The organism is Mesotoga sp. H07.pep.5.3 (genome assembly GCF_002752615.1).
Lineage (GTDB): Bacteria > Thermotogota > Thermotogae > Petrotogales > Kosmotogaceae > Mesotoga > Mesotoga prima.
In genome coordinates, this window is the sequence record NZ_AYTV01000001.1 from 59174 (window position 1) to 84448 (window position 25275).

The window sequence follows — 25275 nt, forward strand, 5'->3', positions numbered from 1 at the left end:
ATATGACGAACTTTCTTTAGGAGGTCATATCAAAAAAATTATAGCATAAGTGATTTCACACTTTGCCATAAACGAATATGCACTGTTAGTTAAATGGTGGCGACCAAAAAGAGTCAGAGTCTTATTACTGGCTTTATCTGGAAGTAAATTCAGAAGATGTCTCTACATGTTCTTGGGAAAACTGATCGTCACGGTCGTTCCCATCATGTACCTCGATCGTACCTCTATAGATCCGTTTATAAGGTTGAGAGCGTGCTTAACGAGAGACAGTCCCAGCCCCAATCCAGAAGATCCCGAAGTTCTTGCATTGCTTCCTCTGTAGAATCTTTCGAAGATTCTCGGTAGTTCTTCACTTTTAATACCTATTCCGTTGTCTTTCACGGAGATGTATATTCTGGATTCGACTTCCCCAGAGACGATTTCAACTGTGTCGCCAACACTTGAGTACTTAACCGCATTCGAAATCAGGTTCGATATCACTCTGAAGAGAAGAAGCGAATCTACGGCGGCATATGTGTTAGGGGAGACTGTTGTGGTTATCTTCAATTTCTTTCTTTTCCATTTGCTTTCGAGGTCACTTACGGACTCATCAATTAGTTCCTTCAAATTGACGGTTTCAATCTTGACTCTGTAGTTCTGTAGCTCGAGATTAGACAGTATTCCAAGTTCTTCAACCAATCTCGAAAGCCGTCCAGTCGATCTCGCTATCCTTTCGATAGTCTCGGAAACATCTGCAGGTAACTCCATTTTCTTTTCTATTAGAAGCTGTACATAACCGTTTATAACAGCCAACGGTGTAGAAAACTCGTGGACAATCGAATTGACAAAGTCCATCTTAGCGCTTTCAAAGAGTTTTTCACTCGTTATGTTTCTCGCTATTATATATGGTGCAGAAACCCTTATTTTGAGATAGTGAGTCGTGTCATCCTTAACGAAGATCGTGTCGATGGTGTAATTAGTACCCGAAATGAGATTATCTACTATCTTTGAAATGCCCTGAACGTGGAGAGCGTCAGGTAAGGCTAATCCTTCCACATCTCCAAGCATCTTTCTAGCCGATAGGTTGGCCCTTGTTACGACCAGACCTTCATCTACCATTATGATTGCTTCGTTAAGTTCATCGAGCAGAGATTCGTTCATCTCTGCTCTCCAATGACGAATTTGTAACCGACTCCCCGAACTGTCTTAATGAATCCCTCTCCAACCTTTTCTCTGAGTTTGCTTATGTGGACGTCAACGGTTCTGAAATCGCCGAAGAAATCCATTCCCCAAACCTTGTCCAGTAGCTCTTCGCGAGTGAAAACTCTCCCGGGGTTTTCCGCGAGCAGTTTCAACAATTCGAATTCTCTTCTTGTCAGCTCTTCTGACTTTCCATTTTTAGTTACTGTGTACGATTTGAGGTTAACTACGGCGTCACCTATCGTAAGTTTATCTTCCAAAGTACCGGATATCTCTGTTCTTCTCATGACAGCCTTGATTCTTGCCACAAGAGCCCTTGGATTGAAGGGTTTTGTAACGTAATCATCTGCGCCAAGTTCAAGCCCAAGAATCATGTCAAGGTCGGACTTTCTTGCGGTCAAAAATATTATCGGAATTCTCGAATACATTGTTCGAATCTTCTTCACGAGATCGAGACCATTTGCGTCAGGTAGCATGATATCAAGTAATATCACGTCGGGCTTTTCTGAACGCAGGGATGACCATAACTCTTCTGCATTTGCGGCAGTTGAAGTCTGCATCGATTCATTCTCACATGCAGTTCTGACAATATTCAGGATATCGAGATCGTCATCAACAATCAATATTTTCAACGTCGCATTTCCTCCTTGAGGCTCTCGCCCTTTTCTATGTAATAGATCTCTTCTGCAATGTTAGTCGCATGATCGCCGGCTCTTTCGAGAAATCTTGACACTAGCATCAAATCAAGGAGCTGTCCGATTGCATTTGGGTCGGTCATGCTAATCAATTTCTCTCTCACTTCCCTCTTTATGTACAGGTAATATTCATCTACGCTATTGTCCTCGTTCCATACTCTTTTTGCAGTCTCCGTATCCTTGTTGTAGTAGGCACCTATTATCTCTTCCAACATCTTTTCGACAACTGCTGTCATTTTCTTAATATGTATAAGTGGTTTGACGAGAGTCTGATTCTCATACCTGACTGCGACTTCAGCAATGTTTACGGCGAGGTCGCCGATTCTTTCTAGATCAGTTGCCAGCTTCATCATTGTAAGAACATACCTTAAATCCTCGGCAAGGGGTTGAAATCGTCCGATATAGTTGCATATTTCTGTATCCATTTCTCTCTGAAGCTTATCAATCACTTCATCATTTTCAATGACTACTCTTGCGAGGTCGCCATCTAATCGATCAAGAGAGTCTATCGCTTTCAAAAGACTCGATCTCACGTTCTCCATCATATCTGACAACATAGATTTCAATCTGTTAAAGCCTGCTTCCAGATGCCTCTGCCTTTCTGGTGTCATCTCAACCAACTCCCGTTAACTGAAGATTCCTCTCAGGTACTCGCTTGTTCTTTGATCTCTAGGGTTAGAGGTTATCTTCTCGGTAGTGTCAAACTCAACGAGATCACCCACGTAGAAGAACATCACATAATCCGAGATCCTCAGTGCCTGCTGAAGGTTATGGGTTACTATAATAATAGTATACTTTTCCGAGAGCTCTTCTATAAGAGTTTCTATTCTCTGTGTAGCAATTGGATCAAGAGCACTTGTAGGCTCATCGAGAAGCAGAACATCCGGTTCAACGGACAGAGCCCTCGCTATGCAAAGTCTTTGCTGTTGACCTCCCGATAGATTTGTTGCGTTTTTCTTCAGCTCATCTTTGACCTCATCCCATAGGGCTGCCTGCTTTAGTGACTTTTCGGTTATCTCCCTAAGTGTCTTGCGGTCCTTGATTCCGTGAATTCTCGGCCCATAAGTGACGTTTTCCTGGATCGTTTTTGGAAATGGGTTTGGCTTCTGAAAGACCATTCCCACGTGTTTTCTTAGAATGACCGGGTCCATATCGAGAATCTCGTTGCCGAGAAGTTTTACCGATCCCGTATGTCTGTAGGAAGGTATCAGATCATTCATGCGGTTTAGAACTCTAAGAAAGGTAGATTTTCCGCAACCGGAAGGGCCCACAACCGCTGTTACCTTCTTTTTTGGGATTTCACAGGTCACGTCCTTAAGTGCATGTTTATCACCATAATACACGTTGAGCTTTTCTATTTTGAAAATTGGTTCGTCCATTTCACTCCTCCAGTTTCTTCGATTCTATTCTCCTTCTGATTGCGACGCTGACGAACAAAGTTATGACGATTATCAGCAGAACGGAAATACTTCCCTCAAGCTTTGGAGTCACATTCTCGGGATAGATTGCCGAAAGCACGAAAATGTGTGTCGGCAATGACATAGCCGGCTCAAAGAGACCTGAAGGGTTTCTAGTAATATAAAATGCGGCCCCTGTAAACAGCAAAGGAGCCGTCTCCCCAATTATTCTTCCTACAGCTATCATAACTCCTGTTAGTATCCTCGAGAAGGAGGCTGGAACAACGATTCTGAAAGTTGTCTCAGCCTTATTCGCACCAAGTGCCATCGATGCTTCTCTGTAAGATTTCGGAACTGCAGCCAGGCTTTCATGGGTATTTGAAATGATGTAAGGAAGTGACATTATTCCTAAAGTAAGACCCCCCGAGATGATTGAGGTTCCGAATCCAAAAGTGATCGAAAAAAGCGACAGGCCAAACATTCCAAAAACAACCGAAGGAATTCCTGCAAGAATGTTGTTAGCAGTTAAAACTAGACGCTGAAAACGATTCTCTTTGCTGTACTCACTCAAATAGACGGCTGATAAAATACCAACCGGCACCGAAAAGAGCAGTGCTATCGATAGAAAATAAAACGTTCCCAGTATTGAAGGCCAAATTCCTCCTTCCGTCATCGAATTTTTCGGGAAGGAGACCAGAAATTCCAGGCTAATGTCATCAAGTCCATTTACAACAAGGAAACCAATTATAGCTAGTATAACTGCAACCAGTGTGTACGATATAATTCCGAAAATCAATTTGGTTATTCGGTCGATCAGCATCTTCTCATTCCCCTCTTAAGACGCATTGCTATAACTGTGAAGATCAGGGAAATCCCTAAAAGAACAACCCCAATCATGAAGAGAGCGTAATAATGAGTGCTTCCAAGTTCAACTTCTCCCATTTCGCCGGCGATTGCTGCGGTTAGAGGTCTAACTGGATCAAAGATCGACTGGGGAATCATGGAAGCGCCGCCTGCGACCATCAGAACAACCATTGTTTCTCCTATTATTCTATTTGCTCCAAGTATGATCGCATTTAGGATCCCGCTTCTAGCTTGTGGAACAATAATGCGGAATACTGTTGAAGTTGTGTTGGCTCCCAGTGCTAATGAGGCCTCTTTTTGATCTACAGGAACAGCTTTCAATGCATCTTCGATAAGAGTTACGAAATATGGCATAGCAAGTATAGAGAGCATGAGAGAAGCGTTGAAAATATTCAGTCCCGTCCACACTTTCATCGGGAAGAGCTCCATTAACCACCTTGAGACATACTTGAGCCCGAAACTTCCAAGTACCACAGATGGAATTCCTGCCATGAGTTCAAATATGAGTTTTAGAAAGTCGTGCGCCTTCCTGTGGCTGAACTCGGCAAGAAATATGGCCGAAACAAATCCCAACGGGATAGATATTGCTAAGGTCAACCCTGTTACAGCCAGAGTGCCCGATAACAGAGCGAGGATGCCATATTCGGCATCCTCGTAAGTTGGGTACCAGCGAGCGCTGAAAAAGAACTCCTCGAATGATATCTTTCCGAAAACTCTTACCCCATCTGATATGAGAAAGAAGAATATTCCGAAAAGAATTGCTGATGTAATCAAAGCTGCAGTCGTTACCAGTACTCTCGACGAAAGTTCAAGTCTCCTTCTTCTCAACTCGCCTCATCCAATCTATTTCGTTCCGTAAGCGTTTACATAACCCACACTTAGAACAGCTGCCTGCCCTTCCGGTGATAGTGCATATCTCAGGAATTCACCAATAACTCCTGTAGGGAGTCCATTGGTTGCATCGACGAACATGAACAATGGTCTCGATATCGGGTATGATCCTGCATTCACGTTTGCTACAGTTGGTTCAACGCCTTCAACTGTCAGGGCCTTTACCTCTTCCGTGATGTATCCCATTCCAATGTAGCCGATAGCATACTGATTCTGCATAACCTGCTCAACTTCGGCTCTTGTTGATGCCAGCTGTTGAACCTGAGGAGCGAATTTCTCACCCTTCATTACGTGTTCGACGAAGTACTCGAATGTTCCAGATGCATTGTCTCTTGACAGAGGAACAATTCTAGCCTTTGGCAGAGAAGAGTCAATCTGATTCCACGAAGTTATCTTTCCCGAGTAGATATCAAAAAGCTGTTGAATGGTTATGTTGCTAATCCCGAGGGACTTGTTTACGATAATCGCTATCCCGTCATAGGCGACAACATATGGTATGAAGTACTTTCCATCACTGTTCATCTGTTCAATTTCCGAGGCCTTGATCCATCTACTGGAATTTGCAATGTCGGTCTGTCCGTTGAATAAGGCCTTGATACCCGTCGAAGACCCGGCGCCTTCGATAGATATCTCAACATCAGGGTTCATTGCCTTGAAACCTTCTGCCCAGAGCTGCGCAACTGGATAGACAGTGTTGGAGCCTTTAATGACAAGTGTAGAACCTAACATAGTGCCAGCCAGTAACAGGATTACGATAAGTACACCAAAATTCTTCATACACACACCTCCTGAATTTATTTCCACGATTAGTTTATACATGTAGGGTGTTATTGGGGGATTATTTGAGTTTGCTAAAAGTTCAGCTTCTTGACATTCTGATCAGAAGAAGATTACAGACGACTGGTGAAGGCCGGCATGAAAATGCTGAAGTATTCAGTGAATGATGAGCACATAAGATCCTTATTGAGAGAGGATTCTATAGGATGAAAATGAATATTTCCCGAAGATCAAGTATTTTAAATTCGATGAACTGCTATAAAGATCAGTTAATTATGTTTTGGAATATAGAAACTGTCCAGAATAAGGCCCTCCGGGGTTTTTGAATAGCCGTACAGACCTTCTAGAGTATAGTTGAACAACATATAGTGGAAGGCTTTGGCGGAAGCGACTAGACTCTCGCCCCGGGTGATATCGTAAAGCGGAGCACCGCCGCCAGCCGTAATAACATAGGTTACGCCGTTTCTCTCAATTCTCTGATAGCCATGATCATGGCCGCTAAGAACAAGATCGACGTTGTAGTTTTCGAAGACAGGAACCAGGTATTCCTTTAGATACAGATGGTCTCCATGAGAGCCGTAACTGTACGGAGGGTGGTGTAAGCAAACTACTATATGTGCAGGATCTTCTTCTTCCGCCTCCTCCAGCTGTGTTAGAAGCCAAACGTATTGCTGTGAATACTTATCGAAGGCTTCATTTGTGTTCAAAAATATGAAGAAGATATCGCCGTACCATAGGCTATAATATCTTTCATTTCCTGGGAAAGCAAAGAATTTCAAATAGTTTATGGCTTCAGACTCGTGGTTTCCAATAACACTGTAGAGTACACTGTCAGATAATATTTCGGTGACTTCGAAAAAGTTTATCCATTCTTCAATAGCATCGTCGGTCGAGACGATATCACCCGTGTGGATTACTAGAGGTACGTTTTCACTAGCTATTCCATTGACTATCTCAGAATGAACGACATAGTTGTTTCTACTATCTCCGTAAGCTGCAAAACTGAATGGTGTGTTTCTGTTAGGTGCGGTTGTCAGTATCCCGTTGCCTTTGTAAATGACTTCTCCATCCTTTTCACTCTTAACAGTGTAAGCATAGCTCATTCCAGGAAGGAGTCCAGATACCCGGAATCTGTGAAGAGTCACTTTCTCATCTGAATGAATAGATTCATTGGAGCCATCGTAGACTATTAAATAAGAAGTTGAGGGTTCCTCAGTGAACCAGCTTACGGTAACTCCATCGCGCGAAATATCGTTCAAATAGACTGAAAAAACCTGACCAATTATCAGAAGAAACAGAAGAAGCATATATTTTTTCAACGCGCTCACCTCCTTTATGGTGTCGTGGGATCTGCGAATAAATGGACACATAATGATTATAACGGAAAAAGAATCTTGATTCTTATTGAGGGGGTTTTTGAAATCTCGTCCATTGATGGATGACAAGATACAAGAGAAGTGTTGGAATAGCTTTTAGCGGTGAAAATAACGGTGTTCAACTGCGTTATGATATAATCTCAGAGCGGAGGTGAGTGATATGGAATTATACAGTAGTGAGAGTGAACCGCCACTTTGATTTGATTCGCCCGTTGAGACCTCCTTCTAAGTGACAAAAGAAAGATGAAGTACTTAAAAAGGGGGGACCGATGTGCGCGAGATTTTGATTTCCGAGAATGGAAGAATGAATACATTAGATTCACCAGTAGAAGGTTGCTGGATCAATGTTGTATCGCCAGATAGTGGAGACATCGCTTTTCTTAAGAGTTTAGAAATCGACGAGGATTTTGTGTACGATGCTTTAGATCAGGAAGAAAGGGCAAGATTCGAGCAAGATGAGGATTTAATCTACGTGATTACCAAACTGCCATATTTAGATACTGCAGACGAAACCGTTCCATACAAGACGACGACTCTCGGAATTGCAATGAAATCCGGTTATTTTGTCACGATAAGCAGTTCGGAAAACGCAATTGTATCGGACATAGTCGAAGGACGGGTTAAGGATATTTCCACAAAGAAACGAAACCGCTTTCTTCTTAGAATTTTTGACAGAGCAACTGTTTATTACCTGAGGTATCTCAAGGAAATCAGGAGACTGTCAAATGAGATCGAGTCCGAACTACACAGATCTACCAGGAATCAAGAGCTTGTGGCGATGTTGAATCTCGAAAAATCTTTAGTTTTCTTCACGACATCTCTTAGATCAAACGAGTTAATGTTTGAGAAGCTCAAGAGAGCAAACATACTGACGCTCTATGAGGAAGATGAAGAGCTATTTGAAGACATCTCTATCGAGAATAGACAGGCAATCGAGATGGCAAACATTTACAGCGACATTCTGACGGGAATGATGGATGCCTTTGCTTCTGTGATCTCCAATAATCTCAACGTAGTAATGAAGATATTAACGATAGTGACGCTCTCTCTTCAGATTCCGACGCTGGTAGCGTCGATCTATGGAATGAATGTTAAACTCCCCTTTATGGAGAGCAGTACGATTTTCTACTGGTCTATGGGTTTGTCGGGACTTGCTGCCTTCCTGGTTGGTTTTGTACTATTCAAGATAAGATGGTTCAAGTAGTAGAATGAAGTGATCCCAGGGAAAAAATCTGAACTAGTGAAGCCGCCAAAAGAACAGGGGGGATGAATATTACAGGAATAAAGACCCCCACAAATGCGTAAGAGAGCGCAATGCCTGTTGAAATAAGGAGCGTGACTCTCTTCCTGTTTTTGGTAAGTCTGAATATCTTATCGTAATAGTGGTCACGATCACCTGTAAAAGGCGATTTTTTTGCGAGAGATCTTCTTAAGAATCCAACGAAGAGATCGAGAAAAACCGGCCAGCAAATCGCCGCAATTCTGATGAAATTCTGAGTCCCCCAAGATTGAATGAGCAATATTCCGACAAAGGAACCTGCGATATACGATCCCTGATCTCCCATGAAAAGTCTTGCAGGTGGAAAGTTAAAAATTAGATATCCGGAGTAAACGCCCGCAATTGCGAGGGCTATCTCAGGAACGAATCCCGTGAAATATGCAAACACTGCAAATACGATAACATTTGCCGAAGAAATTCCATCAAGACCATCTACCATGTTGTAAGCATTAACCATGCCTGCAAAAACCACCGAGAGAACGATCGAATCTAATGTAGAAAACCCAAAGATGATGAAAGACACTGCAAATCCCACAAGAATCTCCAATATTAATCTGATTTTCGGGGAAACACCTCTTATGTCGTCAACAAAGCCCAGAGCCCACATTATCAGTATTGGCGGAAAGAACTCTGGATTCCGAAAAAACCAAGGAATCATGGCAAGAAATATCCCCGTTCCTCCCATGAAAGTAATTGGCCTTTCATGAGGTTTTAGAACACCAGAAGGCTTATCCACGAGCCCAAGCCTCATACCGATCTTTCCAAAAATGAAACACAGTAGTGCGGAAAGAATCATGGCATAGAGGTACGACATCATCCAGCGAACTCCACGGCTTTTTCAATAGTGTAAGAGACAAACTGCATCTCTTCTTCACTAAGATTGTTGAAGAAAGGAATTGCGACCGTTCTCTTGGCTAACCTTTCAGTTACCGGAAACATACCCTCTCTGTATCCGAAGTCTTGCATATAAAATGGCTGAAGATGTATAGGTCTGAAGTAATCCCGGCACTGGACTCCATTCTCTGTGAGATATCTCATGAAGCTTTCTCTATCTATCTTCTCGTCTAACTTTATAACATACACAAACCAGCCTATGCTCGTAGCGTAATTTGCAATGAAAGGAGTTTCTATTCCACTGATGTTTGACAAAAGCCTTTCATAACGGTCAGCAACTCTCTGGCGTTTTTCAAGAATCTCATCAATTCTTTTCATTTGTTCCACGCCAAGTGCGGCTGACATTTCATCCATCCTGTAATTATAGCCAAGTCTTACATGTTCAAGCCAGTTTTCGGAGACTCCTCTTCCTTGATTTCTCATGCTCTTAGAAAGTTCCGCAATATTGCTGTCATCGGTAACAATCATTCCGCCTTCTCCAGTTGTAATCTGTTTGTTTGGATAAAACGCAAATGTGCCGGCAAGACCGAAACTCCCTGTCTTTCGTCCCATGAAAGAGCTCCCCAGCGCCTCACACGAGTCTTCAACGATTTTTATCCCGTGTTTGTTGCAGATCCCCTCGATTCTGTCCCACTCAAGTGGATGGCCAAAGATGTCTACTGCCATAAATATGTCCGGAACAAATGAGTCTAGTTTGATAGCACCTGTATCCAGACCATCTCTTGAGTAGTTGGCCAGGGCCTCTTCCAGAGTTTCCGGAGATACGTTAAATGTCGACTCTTCAATATCTGCGAATATCGGGATGGCTCCTTCGTATAAAGCAACATTTGCGGAGGATACAAAAGTGAAAGGGCTTGTGATAACTGTTTGACCCCTCTTCAGGTCCAGAGAACGAATCACCAGGTGAAGGGCGCTGGTTCCGCTGTTTACTGCGACGGCATGTTCAACACCGATATATTCCGCGAAGATTCTTTCAAACTCTGTAACCTTGGGGCCAATAGATAAAATGCCTCCCGTCATCAACTCCGTAACTGCCGAAATTTCTCTTTCTGTAATGTCAGGTCTTGAAAGGGGAACGAACATTATTTCACCTCCTGAGGAGATCTTGAAAATAAAGAGAGCAGAAGTCCTAACATAAATGACCAAAGTGCAGCGAGACCTATCTGGAAATCCTTTGGCAAAGCGAACGTAAGCGTGTGAGCTGGAATCCAGAACCAAATCAAAGAAATAAGCGCTTTGTCCAGGTTCTTCCAGTTGACTGTTTGAAGTACTAAATTGTCGAGCAGCCTATGAAAAAGTACAAGAAATACACCAAATTGAAGATTCATCGAAAGTGAGCGTGCAAAGGCATTGAGCAAGAGGTTCTCGACGAAAAAGCTCGGTAGAACTCCATTGATTACAAGAGCAGAAACGAAGCCCTGGTAACCAATGAATGCGATCTTTATGAAGATAGCTAGGAAAGCCCATTCCAGGGCCTTCATGAAAGCAATCCTTGGCGGAAACGGCGTCTTGAAGCGGGCAATCTTCGCACTGACAAAATCGCCAAGAGTTCCAAGAATAGAGAACTGAATGATTGCTGATAAGAAAGGGAAATCTCTAACGAAATCGACATACCAGTTCACTTTGAATCACATCCATCATCTATTCTGGCAGTTGAATCATCGACTATTTCAGAAGTTATTCTGTTCAATTCCTCAAAGTCGCTCTCTTCAACTGCGGTCCTCAGTCTGGAAACTGTCTTAAGCAGAGCCTCTTCATCCATCGCTTCATTCATCTTGAGACGGAAGATCTTTGGATGTTTAGTCTGAATTAATTCTTCATTTGTGAGGACTAATTCTTCGAAGAGCTTCTCGCCCGGTCTGACACCTGTGTACTTTATTTCAATTTCCTGATGGGGAATATATCCGGCAAGGGTAATCATCTCGTTTGCGAGGGATGAGATTTTGACAGGCTCCCCCATGTCAAGCACAAAGACGTCTCCATCTCCGGAAAATGCCCCCGCTTGAAGAACTAACGTCACCGCTTCCGGAATTGTCATGAAGTATCTTGTCATTCTAGGATCTGTAACGGTAACGGGCCCACCGGACTGGATCTGTTTCTTGAAAAGAGGCATCACACTTCCACGGCTTCCAAGAACGTTCCCAAACCTGACAATTCCGAATTTCGTATTGCTTCTCGATGAAATGGATCTCACGAATTCCTCTGCGATTCTCTTTGAAACACCCATGACAGAACTTGGCCTTACTGCCTTGTCTGTCGAAATAACGACCATTGTTTCGACTCCAAATTCATCGGCCAGACTCGCAATATTGTAAGTGCCAAGTGAGTTGACTCTAAATGCTTCTGTTGGGTTCTCTTCCATTATGGGAACGTGCTTGTGGGCAGCGGCATGGAAGACGACCTGTGGCCTCATCTTATTGAAAATGTATCTCATTCTCGACCGATCGGCCACGTCGCCAATTAGTTGACTGACCTTGAGATCAGGAAACAGAGAGCCAATCTCCTGGCTGATTTCATAGATGCTGTTTTCCCCCTTTCCGGCGAGCAAGAGCCTGCCGGGTCCAAGAGGGGCTATCTGACGGCACAACTCACTCCCAATGCTTCCTCCAGCACCGGTTATGAGCACAGTTCTTCCAACAACATAATCCTTGAGTGAGTTCAGATCTATCTGAACGCTTTCTCTTCCAAGCAGGTCTTCGATGTTTATCTCTCTCAGATATCCAAGTTTCGCCTTTCCGTCCATTATCTCCGTAATGCTTGGAAGAGTCTGAGCCTTGACCTTACTTACATCGATCTTCGAAAAGATTCTTCTCAATGTGCTTGCATCGGCAGAGGGGATTGCAATGATTACCTTTCGGACTCCCATTTTCTCTACGAGCGGCATAATCTCATCAGTATTCCCCAAAACGGGAATTCCACGAATTCGTTTTCGAAGCTTTTTCGGAGAGTCATCTATAAAACCCACTACCAATCCATTTTCAGGATGGCGCGACAGTTCCTCCGCAATTGAGGTACCGGCATCTCCTGCCCCTACTATGAAGACCCTTTCTTCGGAAGAGACAATCGGATGATTTCTACTCAAGATACTGAGCCAAAAAAACCTCGACCATATTAAGAGAAAAACGGAGATAATTGCTGCCATCGTCGAGACTGTGAAAGGCACCGTGAGAAATCTTATTTCAAAGAGGTTGAGAAATCGACCTGCAAGAAATCCGATTGCATAGCCAACGATAACAGCTCGGAGTATTATGAAATAATCTCTGAAGTAACTGTAGCTCCAGGCGATTCTATATACACCGTTTAGTATAAGAGAAACGACAATGAAAGCGCTGAAATAAATTCCATTAACGAAAAACTCCGGTTCATCCAGAGTGAAAATACCGTATCTGAAGTACATACCTAGTATGTATGCAAAATATACTATCAATGAATCAACTACTAGAAGCAAAAGATTTCTCTTGAAGCCGGAAAGATCACTGAGTTTTGTCAAACTCTTCACCTCATGGAGATTCTAGCACAATAGACTCGAAGTAAAAATTCGCCTCCATCTTTCTTTTACACTGGATTCAGTTAACCTGGAACCTTTCGTCTTTGCGCGTAACACGGATAGCTGCTTCTGCCGACTTTTCCTTGTCTTTTATCTCAAGCATGATGTCGAAATTGTAGGGGCGACTTTCCTCTAGAAAAGAAGTGAAATTGTGTAGATCGATGCTATCTGTATGTCTTCCCTTTCTCGCGCCTTCTTGTTGAGTGCTGTAATCAACAACTGGAATTCCATCTTCATCTGACCACGTTGATCCGGATAAACTAAGGGAATCAGCAAATGAAATTCCATCTGAAAGAATTGAATGATGAAATACATCAAGGAGAATCGGAATACCTGTCTTATAATTAATCGCCATACAGTCCGAGAGCGAGTATAATCTTTCGTCGTTTTCGATCACGAGTCGCTCCTTTATAGCTTCAGGAAATGCGTTGTACCTGTCTATGAATCTCCTGGAGGCTTCCTTCTTATCTCCGTAAACTCCGCCAACGTGAATCTGGATTTTTGCACTGCCGTCTAGCTTCATGAGATCGAGAATTTTTGCGTGATAAAGTAGTTCGGCGGTACTATTGCTTACAACATCAGACCTGGGAGAATTGACCAAGACGAATTGATCGGGATGCATCGATACTCTCATATTGTAATTTTTTATCCTATCGCCTATGCTCTCGAATCTACTTCGAAAAATATTTTCCCACTTTGCTTTGCAGACTGGGTGAGAAGCAAATGGAATTAGGTCCGATGAAATCCTAAAGAAGAGAATGTCCTTTTTTCTGTTGTATTCTAGTATCTCTTCAAGGCAATCAAGATTGGCAGAGACAGTCTTAATCAGTCTCTCTTCACTGTATGATGCCAGTCTGAAAGTTTTCGCAGAGGTGCAGCTGCGAGTTGTGTTTATGCAAGGATACCCTATCTTCATGCATAACCTCCTAATAATAGTATTTTAGCGGAGTTTCGGGCGAAGAATGTATAATTGATTCGATACTGATTGAGAGGTGAGGTATTTGAGAGTTAAGAAGCAACAGTCTTTCCCCATCACCAGAGTTGTCCTTGTTGCCTTTCTTGTGATTTCAGTTCTGCTTTTAGTGATTCTTATTTTCCATCTTTTCAGGGTGAAAAGCCTTGAGGGCAGGGTAGCAAACCTTGAAAAGCATCAGGCCGCTCTTGAGATGGAGATTAGTGCGGTAACCGGTGTTCAGCGAACAATGAGTATAAATCTCTATTATTATAACGAGCTTCTCGATAGACTGATGAATGACGAAGTCATCTGTGATACAGGAGCTGTAATACCTGTCCAGAGAACGATTCCATATTCTCAGTCACCAATTAACGATGCGCTGCGTTTGTTGTTAAGGGGAGAGCTTACTAAGGCCGAAGAAGACCTGGGTTTCAAGACAGAATTCCCCGGCAGAGAACTGCAATTTCTTGGAGCCAGACTTGAGAACGGAGTTTTGTTCTTGAAGTTTTCAGATCCTACCGGGTTTACTTCAGGCGGGTCTTGCAGGGTAAATCTCCTTAAAGCTCAGATAGAAAAGACAGCTCTTCAATTCGACTCGGTGAGCAGCGTTGAATTCGAGCCAATCGATCTCTTTCAACCCTGATCTTACATTTGATCTTTGAATAGTAATTTACACTGTTGCAATTTGCAGAGTAGTTGACTTTAACAAAATCTCGTGGTATAATATTCATTAAGACGTCCGAACGAAATGGGCGTTTTTCTTTTTACCTTACACGATTACTAATCTTAAGCTTCTTTTTTCAGAGGAAAACTAACAACACCAGAGCGGCAGATATTGCTCCTATGATACCCAGCCCGTACAATTCCCATTTGGCCAGTCCCTTTAAATAGTGAAATGATCTGATCTCTCTTATCCATCGTGGTACCGCAATTATCTGGGAAGCGGTAAATTTTTCCTTCTTTCCAAACGTTATCCATGCTCTTCCTGGATCTTCAGCCTTCACTTTGATAGAATAGATCCCTTTCTTAGCTAGTGTCGAGTCATGTCTTACGTATAGGTATGAATAGGTATCACCGAAGAACTCATACATTATTTCGGGTTCTATACTTTCAAGAACGAAATCTTCGACGATTTCTCCATCAGGATCATATACTGTGAGTTCTGGACGAAAGTCCATTGTGGAATCCATGCCTTCAATTTCCTTTGGTACTCCAAAAAGCATGTGGAAGTGCTGACCGACAAAACCTTCGAATACGAATGTGATTTCCTCTGCTGCGGAGAAGACATAATAAAAGATCTGTGACAGATCTATGTCCCTTACAAGGAATGCACCTTTAGCAAAGTCATCGGATGTTAGGAAGGCCGGTACATGGGCGAATGCTGAAACTGCAAAAATAACCAACAAAGAAAGCAGGACGAATTTTTTCTTCATGGAATGCCTCCTTTGTAGTAATCTATTTAAATAAGTCTATCAGTATTCAAGACATTTTCTCTCATGCTGAAACTATATGGACAGAAAAACAGATTTGCGCCAGTTCAAAATGATCGGTTTCCGATAGCTATCGAATAATCGCAGCATTTTTATCCTTTCAAGGGCTGACGAAAAGATTGTTTTGGCGATTTCATAAACTGATAACAGCGAGAGAAAAAAAGATCTTTCAGAGTGATCTCCGTTTTCAGCTTTTGTTACGTTAACCTTTCAAAAGAGAGTATTTCAATAGAGCACTCCCTCTCGTACGATCTCAAGGCTCTCTTTTCTGTCTCGATTTCTCCCACCTGATTGTCATATGGATCAGATCTGAAAAATCTCTTAGCCGGCAACAGGGGTGCCATAAATTCTGAATTCGAGATCATTCTGTACGCATCTAGATTCCCGAAGTAGAACTCTCTATAAGCAGGGATATCCTTTCTTGATCCTCCGAAGGAACAGTCGGCTGGAACCCACCCAAAAGGTTCGAACCAGAACAAAGCCCAGTCGTGAGGGCTCGCACCTTTTGGAGATGCGAACCATCCTGATTGCCATCTAGCGGGTATTCCCTTTATTCTGCAAAGTGTGATAAACAGCAGAGCTTTTACACCACAATCCCCCCTGAGATTGGTAGCGGCAAATTCCGAAAGATTTGGATAAAGGGCATATTCACTCATGAATGTATATTTGACATGCTCGCATATCCAGTCATAGAAACTCTTAGCGATGTAGTAGGGATTGGTCTCTTTGCCAGAGATTTCATCGGCTAGAGATCTCATAAATGGTGAAAATACGATATGGGGCGCTCGTTCAATCAAATAGCTTTCAAATCTCTTTTCATCGGGATGTGTGCATCTGGAAGGATCGAGGGAAGTCGATATTTCGGAGATTTCGTACTCAAATTCGACACTGAAAACGGTATCTTTTTTTGCATCTGACTCCATGTATACGGTGCGTTGGGAGTAATCTGCCGGAGACAGGAAATAATCGTGACTTGTGTTGAGGATCTTCGTTGAGGAAACTTGTTCTCCATTTCTGGATACTGGCAACCAACAGCGGAAAACATTTTCCTCAGAGCTTTGAACATTGATTGACGATCTAGCATTCACTTTGAATTTTGAGGGTTCTCTAGTGCTGATAAGCCTGTCTATTTCTCTGTGGAGGAGCACCCTTATTTCGTCTCGTTCGTTATCTTTTTGCTTCAGTCGACTACCATATTCCGGCATAACGAATAGAAGATTCTTATCGAATCTTTTTTCGAATCTTGCCTCACCGTCGAGAGTCATTGAGTCTAGTTGCTTCGCTTCACATAAACCTTCAAATTCCTCTCTGGTGAAGTTGTCTATAGAATTAGATAGAATCTCAAATGCCTGTGAATTAGTGTATGGATAATTGTCCTTCAGTCTGAGAATTCTTTCCTTTTCCCATAACAGTCTTCTTGTCATAATAGAAGGAAGATAGCTTTCAAGCTCATTATCGATTTCTTTTATAGCCCCTTTATAGTCTCCATTGCTCTCAAGCAAGCCGATCTTCTCAGGAAGTTGAGCTGCCAAAAACTCCATTCCTTTCACCCCTTATCTTCGTAATCAAAGAGAGATCTCAAAATGATTATATCAGCAAGAAGGGCTACGAAAAAAAGGCGGCCTCCGCCTGGAAGCCGCTATTCTCTTAAGATATAAGGGGTGGAATTTTCTCCACTGCTAGAATATGTGCAAATCCATGCCATGAATCTTTCTTCAGAAGATAATCTGACAACACCAGTAGAGAAAAAGACTTCGATACGCTTGGAGTAGGTTGTACCTGCAATTTTCCGGGAGTCTAATTTCTAATGAGCACAGCACTGTCGTTTTGCAAGCAAAGAGGACAGGGCTGAGAATTCTAAGTGCTTAGAGTAATTTGCCCTATAATCAAAATGAGTGAAACGGGGCTCCTTTCTTGATCCTGATGGGGCGTTCTTGACATCCGAAAAAGGTGGAGGTGAAATAATGGCCGAGATTTCTCTGGGCAAGAACGTACCGGACTTTTCATTACTTGATCAAAACGGCAATGAGATATCGTTGTCCCACTTTTCCGGGAAGAAGATTGTGCTCTATTTTTACCCAAAAGATAACACTTCCGGTTGTACGCTCGAAGCAGAAGGCTTTAGAGATTTGGCGAGCGAGTTCGAGGCTTTAAATACAGTCATAATTGGTGTTAGCAAAGATAGTCTGAAATCCCATCAGAGCTTCTCGTTGAAGCTTGATTTGAACTTTTCTATTCTGAGTGATGAGAATGGAAGGATTCACGAGATGTTCGACGTGATCAAACCGAAAAAGATGTACGGTCGTGAATATATGGGAACAGAAAGATCGACTTTTGTAATTAATGAAAACAGAATTCTCGCAAAAGAATATCGAAACGTTAAAGCAAAGGGTCATGCCGTAGAAGTGTTGGAGTTCATCAGGAGTTTAGAGTGATCTAGACAATGAGGTTGTAACAGGTTTTTGCCTGGACTTTCTCAAATCCATCTTCAAGATAAAGAGAAAGGGTGATCTCGTTTCATGTATTCTCCGAGAGGACACTTCCAAGGCCCAATTCATAAGAAAGAGCCAATGTTTTTCTTAACAAGAGCTTTCTAAAATCCTGCCCTTAAAAGCCTGGCAGTAACGCCAGAGGACCTATTTCAAGGAGTCTTTCACTATTGATTTCCGAAAAGAAGAGGCCTACTGGTTCATTTTCTTTATATAGCAGTTGAATCCCTGAATCTGGAACTGTGCTAATTGACAGATTGCTTCTTAACCAGTTCGGGTCAATGTCGAAATGGCCCGCTAGTTTGGCGAAAGCAGAGTTGATTATTTTGCAGAAAGTCTCTCCGTGTTTCTCCAAGTCAAATGTGGTGAAATCGATTTCCTCGGGGGTTTCTAGAGAGCTGCTAATTAGCCTTCTCTTAAGGACGAAGGAATATCCCTCAACTTTGAAACCGATTTCCTTTAGAATGGATTCGACTGGTTTTCCTAATGAAACAAAGAGATAGACCTCGTCTATTCCAGAGATTTTACTTAGTAATGGCGTAAGTAGTGATCTATAGGCGTCCGTCATCGATGATTTGGAATGAAGAATCATGAATCTTCCCTTTCTTAAACTCCTATATCTTCCCTCAAGAATTAGAGAGGCAGCTCCAATAACTTCATCATTTCTATCCAAGAGAATTACTGAAGGATGATCTTCATCTGCGACAAATGTCTCTATGGCAAAAAAGAATCGTCATGCTCTGGATGAATTTCCTGCAGTAATCGATAAAAGCCTCTTTCGATAATTCATCTATTAACTTGACCATTTTAGCCTCCACAATTTGAATTCACAGAATACTCTATTACAAGTGAGGAGAGGTGAGAAATTAAAAGAGCGATTGCCAACTTCTTCTGGAAGAAACAGAGATTCGTTGTTGCTTATGAGAAATGGATCTCATATGTCTTCTGTTGGAAGTTTTCGGCGAAAGTATTTCTCTATTAAAGGGCAGGCAAAACAATCAGTGTATAATTACATTACTCAGATAAGAAGTAACTTGAGGTGGTGATTTAATGGGTTTTGCGGCAAGGAGAAGCAGAAGGCCCAAAATAGGACTCATAAGAAACAACTTCATAAGAGCATCGGTTTTACTCGGAATAGTAACTCCCGTATCGATTTATGGAATCACGAAATTCTTTGGAGCAAGAGAAAGACTTGAAGGGTTTGGGTGGCTCCTGATAATGCTGATAGCGGTTTGGATATTGGTAGCAGTGATCTGGGTTCTTTCACTAAGAGTTTATTTTGAGGCTCGTAAACAGATTGTCAGGAGCAGGAGAGGTTTTAGAACTGGAAATCTCAAACCATCCAGAATGATTCTCAACAGATCTCAGGTAAGTTCCATAAGAACGAAGTCAACCTAGTTTACGCTTGCTCATGAACCATTCATAAAGTTCCGGATCCGAGTAAGTCTCTGTCCATGAATCATGGCCTGCATCGGGATAGATCTTTAGCATTGCGTTTCCTCCGGCTTCCTTCAAAGTTTTCACAAGAATTCTGCTCTCTTCAACAGAGACAATATTGTCTTTTTCACCGTGAAAGGCCCAAACAGGCAAATCCTTGATGTCGATCACTCTTTCCGGGAACCCCAAAATCCCTAATCCTCCGCCACAAATTGGAGCTATGGCGGAAAACAAATCTGGGTACTCAACTGCCATATGCCAGGTTCCGAAACCTCCCATAGAAAGGCCTGTGAGATAGATTGCTGAGGGATCGACTCTGTACTGCTTAATGATCGATTCTAGGAGAAATCTGAGGTCCTGAAGTCTGTTCAGCCACCAATCATTTTCCGGACATTGTGGCGAGACGGTTATGAAAGGAAAATCGCTCATTTCGCTAACCACTCGTGGAATTCCGTGCTTCTTCAGTAGCTCCAAATTGTCTCCCCTCTCACCCGCTCCATGAAGAAATAGAATAAGCGGCCATTCAGTATCTTCTTCGTTGTATTGTAAGGGGAGTGAGAGAAGGTAGTCCAGCTTCCTTTTGAGTGAATAAGCGATGGTTGATTTATGAAGCTCCATTTTTCGCACCTCCTTATCAGACTTCAACCTACAGCATATCATTATCGACAGAGAATTCTCTGCATAAACAATAGTCGTGAGTCTTCTTGAAGAAATCAGTCCATTCTCCCAAATAAGAGGATATGTATCATTCTTGCCACAGTGATCGTTGTTAACTTATCTTAGAAAAAGCTTGCAGACAGTAGGAGAGTTACTCTGGCAGTCCGGATTAATGAATAGGGTCAAGCTCGTAAATTCTGGTGAAGTGGCTCTGTCAATACAGCACCAGATCCTAGTGGAATAGTTTGGAAATGCGTAATGAATCTTAATTAAATCTACTCAATACAATGCACGTTCGACGAGAAAAGTCACTATAATCTTCTTCTTAAAAATCTTCAAAAATCAGAGAGCCTTTCTTTTGGGAAAAGCTACCCACTCTGGCTTTCGCGATCTCATAGCTACTTGGAAATGAACACAGATTTGCCAGCTAGAATCGTTTCTTCGACCTCCAGTTCTTTGCTAAGCAACACAATATCGGCAATCATGCCCTCTTTGAATCTTCCCCTGTTGGAGATGCCAAGATTCTTAAGAGCGTTGTAGGAAGATACTTTCGCCAGTTCTTGAAAATTGCAGCCAGTCCACCTCTTGAAATTTCTTATTGCTTTGTCCATTGTCAGAGTACTTCCGGCTAGAGTCCCGTCTTCAAGTGTTGCAACATTGTCTTTTACTTCTACCCTTAGACCACCGAGATCGTAAATCCCATTATCCAAACCCGTTGCATCAAGAGAATCGGTAACAAGAATTATCGCTTCGCTTCCACGGATTTTGTAGACCATTTCTACGAATTCAGGCGTGGTATGAACTCCGTCGACAATCATTTCGAGATTCAAAGGAAGCAGGAATCCCGCTCCAACACAACCAATCTCTCTATGGTGAAGGGTGTTCATACCGTTGGGGAAGTGAGTCATCCTCCTGGCACCTAACTTATAAGCAGCCTTGATCTGGTTATAAGTGGCGTCTGTATGTCCGATCGAGACAGTGATTTCTCGCTTTATTATCTCGGGAAGGACCTCCAAAAATCCTCCAACCTCGGGGGCCATCGTAATTATCATAACTACATCTGAAAGCACAGAATTTATCTCTGATAGTGTTGGCTGCCTAATTGCTTCCGGATTTTGAGCACCTTTCTTCTTGGGGTTAATATATGGACCTTCGAAATGCACTCCGTGAACCACCGTTCTTGACCTGTCGGAAATGTATTTAGATACAAGATCTGCAACTCTCTTCATTCCTTCCTCGCTAGCAGATACTGTGGTTGGGAGAAGGTAAGTCACACCATGAGATTGAGCAAATTCCTCCCACTTTTCCAACCCTTCATGGTTCATTGTCATGCAATTTATTCCAAGGGCGCCATGCGAATGAGTATCAACGAAGCCGGGCATAGCTATCGATCTGAAATCTCCTCCGGTCTTCTTGATTGATTCGATTTTGCTTCCAGAAATCCTTACATCTGCTGTGTATTCACCATCTATTGGATCAACTACGAGAATTCTTTCCAGTTCCATTCAAGGTCATCTCCTTTCACAACTCAATTATTACACCTATTCTTCTTCAATACAATTTCTGTGTTGAGAAAGCTCGTCTGTCAAGAGGAGATGTGTTTTTTGGCAACCATGAGATTGAGCATTTGGCCAAATAAAGGGGAGATCATGATCGCGGGTAGTAAGTAGGCGGTAGGAATAGGGACAAAACAGATTCGTCGAGGAGAACTGTTATTCAAGAGAGAGGATTTGTTCCTCGTTCTTGCCAAAACGCGACGAGGTTCGAGGTTGGGGTGTGCCAAGAAGGCGAAGAAGGAAACTTCAAGCCATGCTTAATTGAAGATGAGGGAGGAACCCTCGAAGCCGCCATGCAGGTGGAGGCTTCAAACCGCCGTAAGCTGCTGTGGTAAAGAGCCATGGTAGTGAACGTTACGGGAAAAGGCGGGACAGTGATCCCGTCAGGTGAGTACCAGAGGAGACGAATATCTCTTGTCGATTTTGCACTGGATCTTATTCTCTGACTTTTTTTCAGCCTCCTGGCCGTAAGCGCCAGCATCACTTCCCTGGATGTCCTTCCGGGCATCACTTCCTCGCGCCAGCGAGCCTCACTTCCTGCCGGAGGCAGCCTTGCGTCCCGGCACGATCTTTGCCGATATTGCGTCTTGCATTCTATAACTGATCTGCCATAGCAAAGGAACGACCATCTCTTTCCACAGACTCTACAATAAAAACTGAAGACCCTTTGGAAAGTTATGGAACGGGTCTTCAGTTATTTGGTATCCAGTATTCCTTTGGATTCTATCAATTTGAACGCCTCTCCTTCTTTTCAGTTGTGGATAGAGCTCATGTATCTCTTCAGTGCATCTGTCTTTATCTTGTCAATGTATCTATCCACATCCGCTAAATTCTCTCTTCTCTTTCTCATGATCTCACCCCCTTCTCTTCGGAGTTAGAACCTGGGATTCATCATCAAGGAACCGAAAGCACTCTCTCTTACCTGTGAAACCATCCTGTCTACTTCCTTCATGTTTCTCTTCTTCATCTTCTTTCCTCCTCTTCTCCAATCAAAATCTCGGATTGATAAGTAAGTTGCTGTAAACAGTCTCTCTTTCACTCTCGATCAATCTGTCTATCGCCTTGAAGTCTTTCTTCTCCCTGAATCTCATTCAAACCACTCCTCTCTTATCTGATGTTCATTACTCTTGATCTGATTGAATCTTCAATGATGTTTGAGTAAGTCTCCCTTTCTCTGTAATGAACCTTTCTTTCTCTTCCTCTCATCTTCCTCACCTCCTTCATAGGTAATGTGGGAAGGACTCTCCTGCCAGTTTCTCTTTGAACTTTCTGATTGCTCTTTCTATGGACGCTGGATCTTTCACTTTTCTCATTCTCACACCTCCTTTTTATTAATCTCTGCTTCGACATTAATAATATATCACATAAAATAATAAAAAGTCAAGAGAGAAACTAAAACAATCTTAGATAAATATAATTATTATTGGAAAGTGGATAAGTATTTCTTCCAGAACAAGAAAAAAGTTCAATGTAATAGATCATGTAGAATTTTGAATGGGGATTTGTCAACTGATTAGATGGTTAAGGATCCAAAGATTCGAGGAATGTTGGAATAGTTATGATCCAGACTTTATAATTTCTAATTGGAACATGGAGAATTGAGATTGATTAAGGGCAGTAGGTAGAGTCTGCAAAAGCATGGACATCAAATGTATAATCAAGGAAAGACAGGGGGCACTTGCGGAATGGTTAAACGTGCTAAATGAATGCATAATTTGTGGTTCTGAAACGCGAGAGATCTATAATCGCACATTAAAGGTGAAATATCACCACTGCGGAAACTGTGAGTTCATCTCGAAGGATCCGGCCGATTGGATTTCAGAAGAAGAAGAGCTGAAGATCTATAATAGGCACAATAATAGCATCGAGGACCCGCGATACGTTGCGTTTTTCAAAGATTTCATCGATTCTGCAGTTGTGCCTTTCCTCTCAAAAGGAAGAAGAGGATTTGATTTTGGAAGTGGTCCATCGCCTGTGCTTGCAACTATACTTGAAAGGGATTACGGCTTCAAAATGGACATCTATGATCTTTACTTCTCGCCAAATGAGGTCTTTAAGGGGAAAAAATACAATCTAATCACCTCAACTGAGGTTTTCGAACACCTTGCGGAACCCGTAAAGTATTTTAGAATGCTTTCGGGCTATCTTGAGCATGATGGATTGCTTTCAGTCATGACTCTTTTTCATCCACAAGATCATCAGCAGTTTCTTGACTGGTACTACATGAGAGATATGAGTCATATATCCTTTTATACTGTCAGAACAATGCAAGTAATTTCCGATCTTGTCGGACTTGAGTTTGTTGTTATTCACTGATAGAAAGAGATACATTTCTTTCAAATTGAGAAAGAAGTGAGAAAGACACCTTAATGGTCAGAAACAAAACAGGCCCTCTCGTGAAGAGCCTGTTTTCTATTTGGGAATTTCCGAACAGGGGTGGGGTCTAGCATGTCTCTGTTTGATCGAGTCGAGAAGGAGTTGATTCTTCAATTCATTTTAGTCAAAAATGTGGAATTGTCAATTAACCCAGCGTGACTATTGTTTAAGTCTATATGTACTTCTTTTCTTCCGATCAGAGTAAGTTACAACATTCTTAGCAAACTTGAAAATCACTCGGATTTCCTGGCAGTAATTAATCTCTTCATTGCCTCTTCAACTATGGCCCTTGGGCAGGCAAGATTCACCCTCATGAACCCTTCGCCTTCTTCACCGAATATCGAGCCGTCTTCAAAGCCAACCTTTGCCTTTTCGTACAGAAAGCTCCTGAGCTCTTCAACACTCATACCTGTATTTCTAAAATCGATCCATGCAAGATAGGTTCCTTCGAGATCAGCAACTCTCAGCTCCGGGAAATTGGTTTTCAAGAAATCTCTCATATACACGAAGTTCCCATTAATGTATTCAAGTAGTTGTTCGAGCCAACGTTCCCCATTGTTATAAGCCGTTTCAAGAGCGACTGTGCCAAAAACGTTAGACATACCGGCTCCAACTGTGCTCATCATACTCGAGTATTCTCCTAGAAGTTCACTGGATGACGAAATTACCGCTGCTGAAGAGAGGCCAGCGAGATTGAAAGTCTTACTTGGCGCAACGCATGTCAGTGTTATGGAAGAAACCTCGTCAGAAATCATTGCTGTAGGTATATGCTTGTTATTGCCAAAAACCAGATCCGAATGGATCTCGTCAGAGATTATCTTGATGTTTCTGTTCAAACAGATCTCTCCCAGCCTTGAGAGCTCATCTCTTCTCCAAACCCTTCCGACTGGATTGTGGGGACTGCAGAGAATGATAATCTTCGTTCTTGAATCAACTTTTCTTTCAAGGTCTTCGAAATCCATTGAGTACCTTCCGTCTGATTCCTTCAAAGGGTTCAGAATCATTTGTCGACCCGTTTCTTTGATTGCTTTGAAGAAAGGATAATACACCGGTGTCTGCACAACCACCCTGTCTCCAGGATGAGAAAGCGCCATAATGGCAATGTGAACTGCCGCGACAACTCCAGGAGCGTGTGCGATCCACTCTTCCTTTATCTTCCAGCCATGTCTTCTATAAAGCCAATTCACGATAGACTCGTGGTAAGCTTTTGATCTTGCGGTATATCCGTAGATTCCATGCTTTGCTCTTGAGACTATTGCCTCGACAACTTCAGGGGGCGACTCAAAATCCATATCGGCTACCCACATCGGAAGCAGATCATTCCTTCCAAAAAAGAGATCTGCGTGATCCCACTTAATGCAATTTGTTCCTCTTCTCTCGATAACTCTGTCAAAGTCGTATTTCACAGCTTTCCTC

24 protein-coding genes are annotated in these 25275 nt (G+C 42.5%); 5 read left to right on the forward strand and 19 right to left on the reverse strand.

The window, feature by feature from the left end; genetic code table 11:
- Positions 1–162: 162 nt before the first annotated feature.
- The 8 genes from V513_RS00275 to V513_RS00310 all read right to left on the reverse strand — a co-directional run bounded on the left by V513_RS00275 (position 163) and on the right by V513_RS00310 (position 7122).
- Positions 163–1140, reverse strand: coding sequence for a sensor histidine kinase (locus tag V513_RS00275; protein WP_099771199.1), 978 nt, complete (start codon positions 1138–1140; stop codon positions 163–165).
- A complete protein-coding gene (locus V513_RS00280) occupies positions 1137–1811 on the reverse strand; it encodes a response regulator transcription factor (RefSeq protein WP_099771200.1) in 675 nt (224 codons plus the stop codon). Before V513_RS00280 ends, V513_RS00275 begins: the two co-directional genes overlap by 4 nt.
- Positions 1808–2485 carry a phosphate signaling complex protein PhoU gene (gene phoU, locus V513_RS00285; RefSeq protein ID WP_099771201.1) on the reverse strand — a complete coding sequence of 226 codons (678 nt, stop codon included), beginning with the start codon at positions 2483–2485 and terminating at the stop codon, positions 1808–1810. The genes V513_RS00280 and phoU overlap by 4 nt, the downstream gene beginning before the upstream one ends.
- 15 nt (positions 2486–2500) lie before the next feature.
- Positions 2501–3253 carry a phosphate ABC transporter ATP-binding protein PstB gene (pstB, locus tag V513_RS00290; RefSeq protein ID WP_099771202.1) on the reverse strand — a complete coding sequence of 251 codons (753 nt, stop codon included), beginning with the start codon at positions 3251–3253 and terminating at the stop codon, positions 2501–2503.
- Position 3254: 1 nt separating this feature from the next.
- The gene (pstA, locus tag V513_RS00295) at positions 3255–4091 is read right to left on the reverse strand and encodes a phosphate ABC transporter permease PstA (protein ID WP_099771203.1); all 837 of its coding nucleotides are present in this window, start codon (positions 4089–4091) and stop codon (positions 3255–3257) included.
- Entirely contained in the window at positions 4085–4963 is an 879-nt protein-coding gene (gene pstC / locus V513_RS00300; RefSeq protein ID WP_099771204.1) for a phosphate ABC transporter permease subunit PstC, read from the reverse strand. The genes pstA and pstC overlap by 7 nt, the downstream gene beginning before the upstream one ends.
- A 15-nt stretch (positions 4964–4978) precedes the next feature.
- Positions 4979–5803, reverse strand: coding sequence for a PstS family phosphate ABC transporter substrate-binding protein (locus V513_RS00305; RefSeq protein ID WP_014731434.1), 825 nt, complete (start codon positions 5801–5803; stop codon positions 4979–4981).
- Between the two features lie 269 nt (positions 5804–6072).
- A complete protein-coding gene (locus tag V513_RS00310) occupies positions 6073–7122 on the reverse strand; it encodes a metallophosphoesterase (RefSeq protein WP_099771205.1) in 1050 nt (349 codons plus the stop codon).
- Positions 7123–7450: 328 nt separating this feature from the next.
- On the opposite strand from V513_RS00310, the gene V513_RS00315 reads away from it, so the two are divergent.
- On the forward strand, positions 7451–8383 hold the full coding sequence (locus V513_RS00315) for a magnesium transporter CorA family protein (RefSeq protein WP_099771206.1): 933 nt from the start codon (positions 7451–7453) through the stop codon (positions 8381–8383).
- Here the strand turns inward: V513_RS00315 and V513_RS00320 are convergent.
- From V513_RS00320 to uvsE, 5 genes are all read right to left on the reverse strand, one after another.
- Complete coding sequence (locus tag V513_RS00320) at positions 8376–9275, reverse strand: glycosyltransferase family 4 protein (RefSeq protein WP_099771207.1); 900 nt, start codon at positions 9273–9275, stop codon at positions 8376–8378. The two genes, V513_RS00315 and V513_RS00320, sit on opposite strands and share 8 nt — an antisense overlap.
- Positions 9272–10435: a DegT/DnrJ/EryC1/StrS family aminotransferase gene (locus V513_RS00325; protein ID WP_099771208.1), complete on the reverse strand. Its 1164-nt coding sequence runs from the start codon at positions 10433–10435 to the stop codon at positions 9272–9274. Before V513_RS00325 ends, V513_RS00320 begins: the two co-directional genes overlap by 4 nt.
- Positions 10435–10974, reverse strand: coding sequence for a hypothetical protein (locus V513_RS00330; RefSeq protein WP_099771209.1), 540 nt, complete (start codon positions 10972–10974; stop codon positions 10435–10437). Before V513_RS00330 ends, V513_RS00325 begins: the two co-directional genes overlap by 1 nt.
- Positions 10971–12842, reverse strand: coding sequence for a nucleoside-diphosphate sugar epimerase/dehydratase (locus tag V513_RS00335; protein ID WP_099771210.1), 1872 nt, complete (start codon positions 12840–12842; stop codon positions 10971–10973). The genes V513_RS00330 and V513_RS00335 overlap by 4 nt, the downstream gene beginning before the upstream one ends.
- A 76-nt stretch (positions 12843–12918) precedes the next feature.
- Complete coding sequence (gene uvsE / locus V513_RS00340; RefSeq protein WP_099771211.1) at positions 12919–13815, reverse strand: UV DNA damage repair endonuclease UvsE; 897 nt, start codon at positions 13813–13815, stop codon at positions 12919–12921.
- A 76-nt stretch (positions 13816–13891) separates the two neighbouring features.
- Between uvsE and V513_RS00345 the strand changes: the two genes are divergently transcribed.
- Positions 13892–14497 (forward strand): GerMN domain-containing protein, encoded by a 606-nt coding sequence (locus V513_RS00345; RefSeq protein ID WP_257211836.1) that lies wholly within the window; start codon positions 13892–13894, stop codon positions 14495–14497.
- A 157-nt stretch (positions 14498–14654) separates the two neighbouring features.
- Here V513_RS00345 and V513_RS00350 read toward each other — a convergent pair whose 3' ends face one another.
- Both V513_RS00350 and V513_RS00355 read right to left on the reverse strand, forming a co-directional pair.
- Positions 14655–15287 (reverse strand): hypothetical protein, encoded by a 633-nt coding sequence (locus tag V513_RS00350; protein ID WP_099771213.1) that lies wholly within the window; start codon positions 15285–15287, stop codon positions 14655–14657.
- A gap of 254 nt (positions 15288–15541) precedes the next feature.
- Positions 15542–16885 carry a transglutaminase-like domain-containing protein gene (locus V513_RS00355; protein ID WP_099771214.1) on the reverse strand — a complete coding sequence of 448 codons (1344 nt, stop codon included), beginning with the start codon at positions 16883–16885 and terminating at the stop codon, positions 15542–15544.
- A gap of 423 nt (positions 16886–17308) precedes the next feature.
- On the opposite strand from V513_RS00355, the gene V513_RS00360 reads away from it, so the two are divergent.
- Positions 17309–17779 (forward strand): peroxiredoxin, encoded by a 471-nt coding sequence (locus V513_RS00360; protein ID WP_014731444.1) that lies wholly within the window; start codon positions 17309–17311, stop codon positions 17777–17779.
- Between the two features lie 172 nt (positions 17780–17951).
- On the opposite strand, the gene V513_RS00365 is transcribed toward V513_RS00360, so the two are convergent.
- Positions 17952–18506: a hypothetical protein gene (locus V513_RS00365; protein WP_099771215.1), complete on the reverse strand. Its 555-nt coding sequence runs from the start codon at positions 18504–18506 to the stop codon at positions 17952–17954.
- 377 nt (positions 18507–18883) lie between these two features.
- Between V513_RS00365 and V513_RS00370 the strand changes: the two genes are divergently transcribed.
- The gene (locus V513_RS00370) at positions 18884–19231 is read left to right on the forward strand and encodes a hypothetical protein (RefSeq protein WP_099771216.1); all 348 of its coding nucleotides are present in this window, start codon (positions 18884–18886) and stop codon (positions 19229–19231) included.
- Here V513_RS00370 and V513_RS00375 read toward each other — a convergent pair.
- Positions 19223–19888, reverse strand: coding sequence for a prolyl oligopeptidase family serine peptidase (locus tag V513_RS00375; RefSeq protein ID WP_099771217.1), 666 nt, complete (start codon positions 19886–19888; stop codon positions 19223–19225). The two genes, V513_RS00370 and V513_RS00375, sit on opposite strands and share 9 nt — an antisense overlap.
- A gap of 437 nt (positions 19889–20325) precedes the next feature.
- Positions 20326–21432, reverse strand: coding sequence for an N-acetylglucosamine-6-phosphate deacetylase (gene nagA / locus V513_RS00380; protein ID WP_006488012.1), 1107 nt, complete (start codon positions 21430–21432; stop codon positions 20326–20328).
- 1689 nt (positions 21433–23121) lie between these two features.
- Here nagA and V513_RS00390 point away from each other — a divergent pair.
- Positions 23122–23799, forward strand: coding sequence for a class I SAM-dependent methyltransferase (locus tag V513_RS00390; protein WP_257211837.1), 678 nt, complete (start codon positions 23122–23124; stop codon positions 23797–23799).
- Positions 23800–24092: 293 nt separating this feature from the next.
- Here the strand turns inward: V513_RS00390 and V513_RS00395 are convergent, their stop codons facing one another.
- Positions 24093–25265: a MalY/PatB family protein gene (locus tag V513_RS00395; protein ID WP_099771301.1), complete on the reverse strand. Its 1173-nt coding sequence runs from the start codon at positions 25263–25265 to the stop codon at positions 24093–24095.
- Positions 25266–25275: the final 10 nt, after the last annotated feature.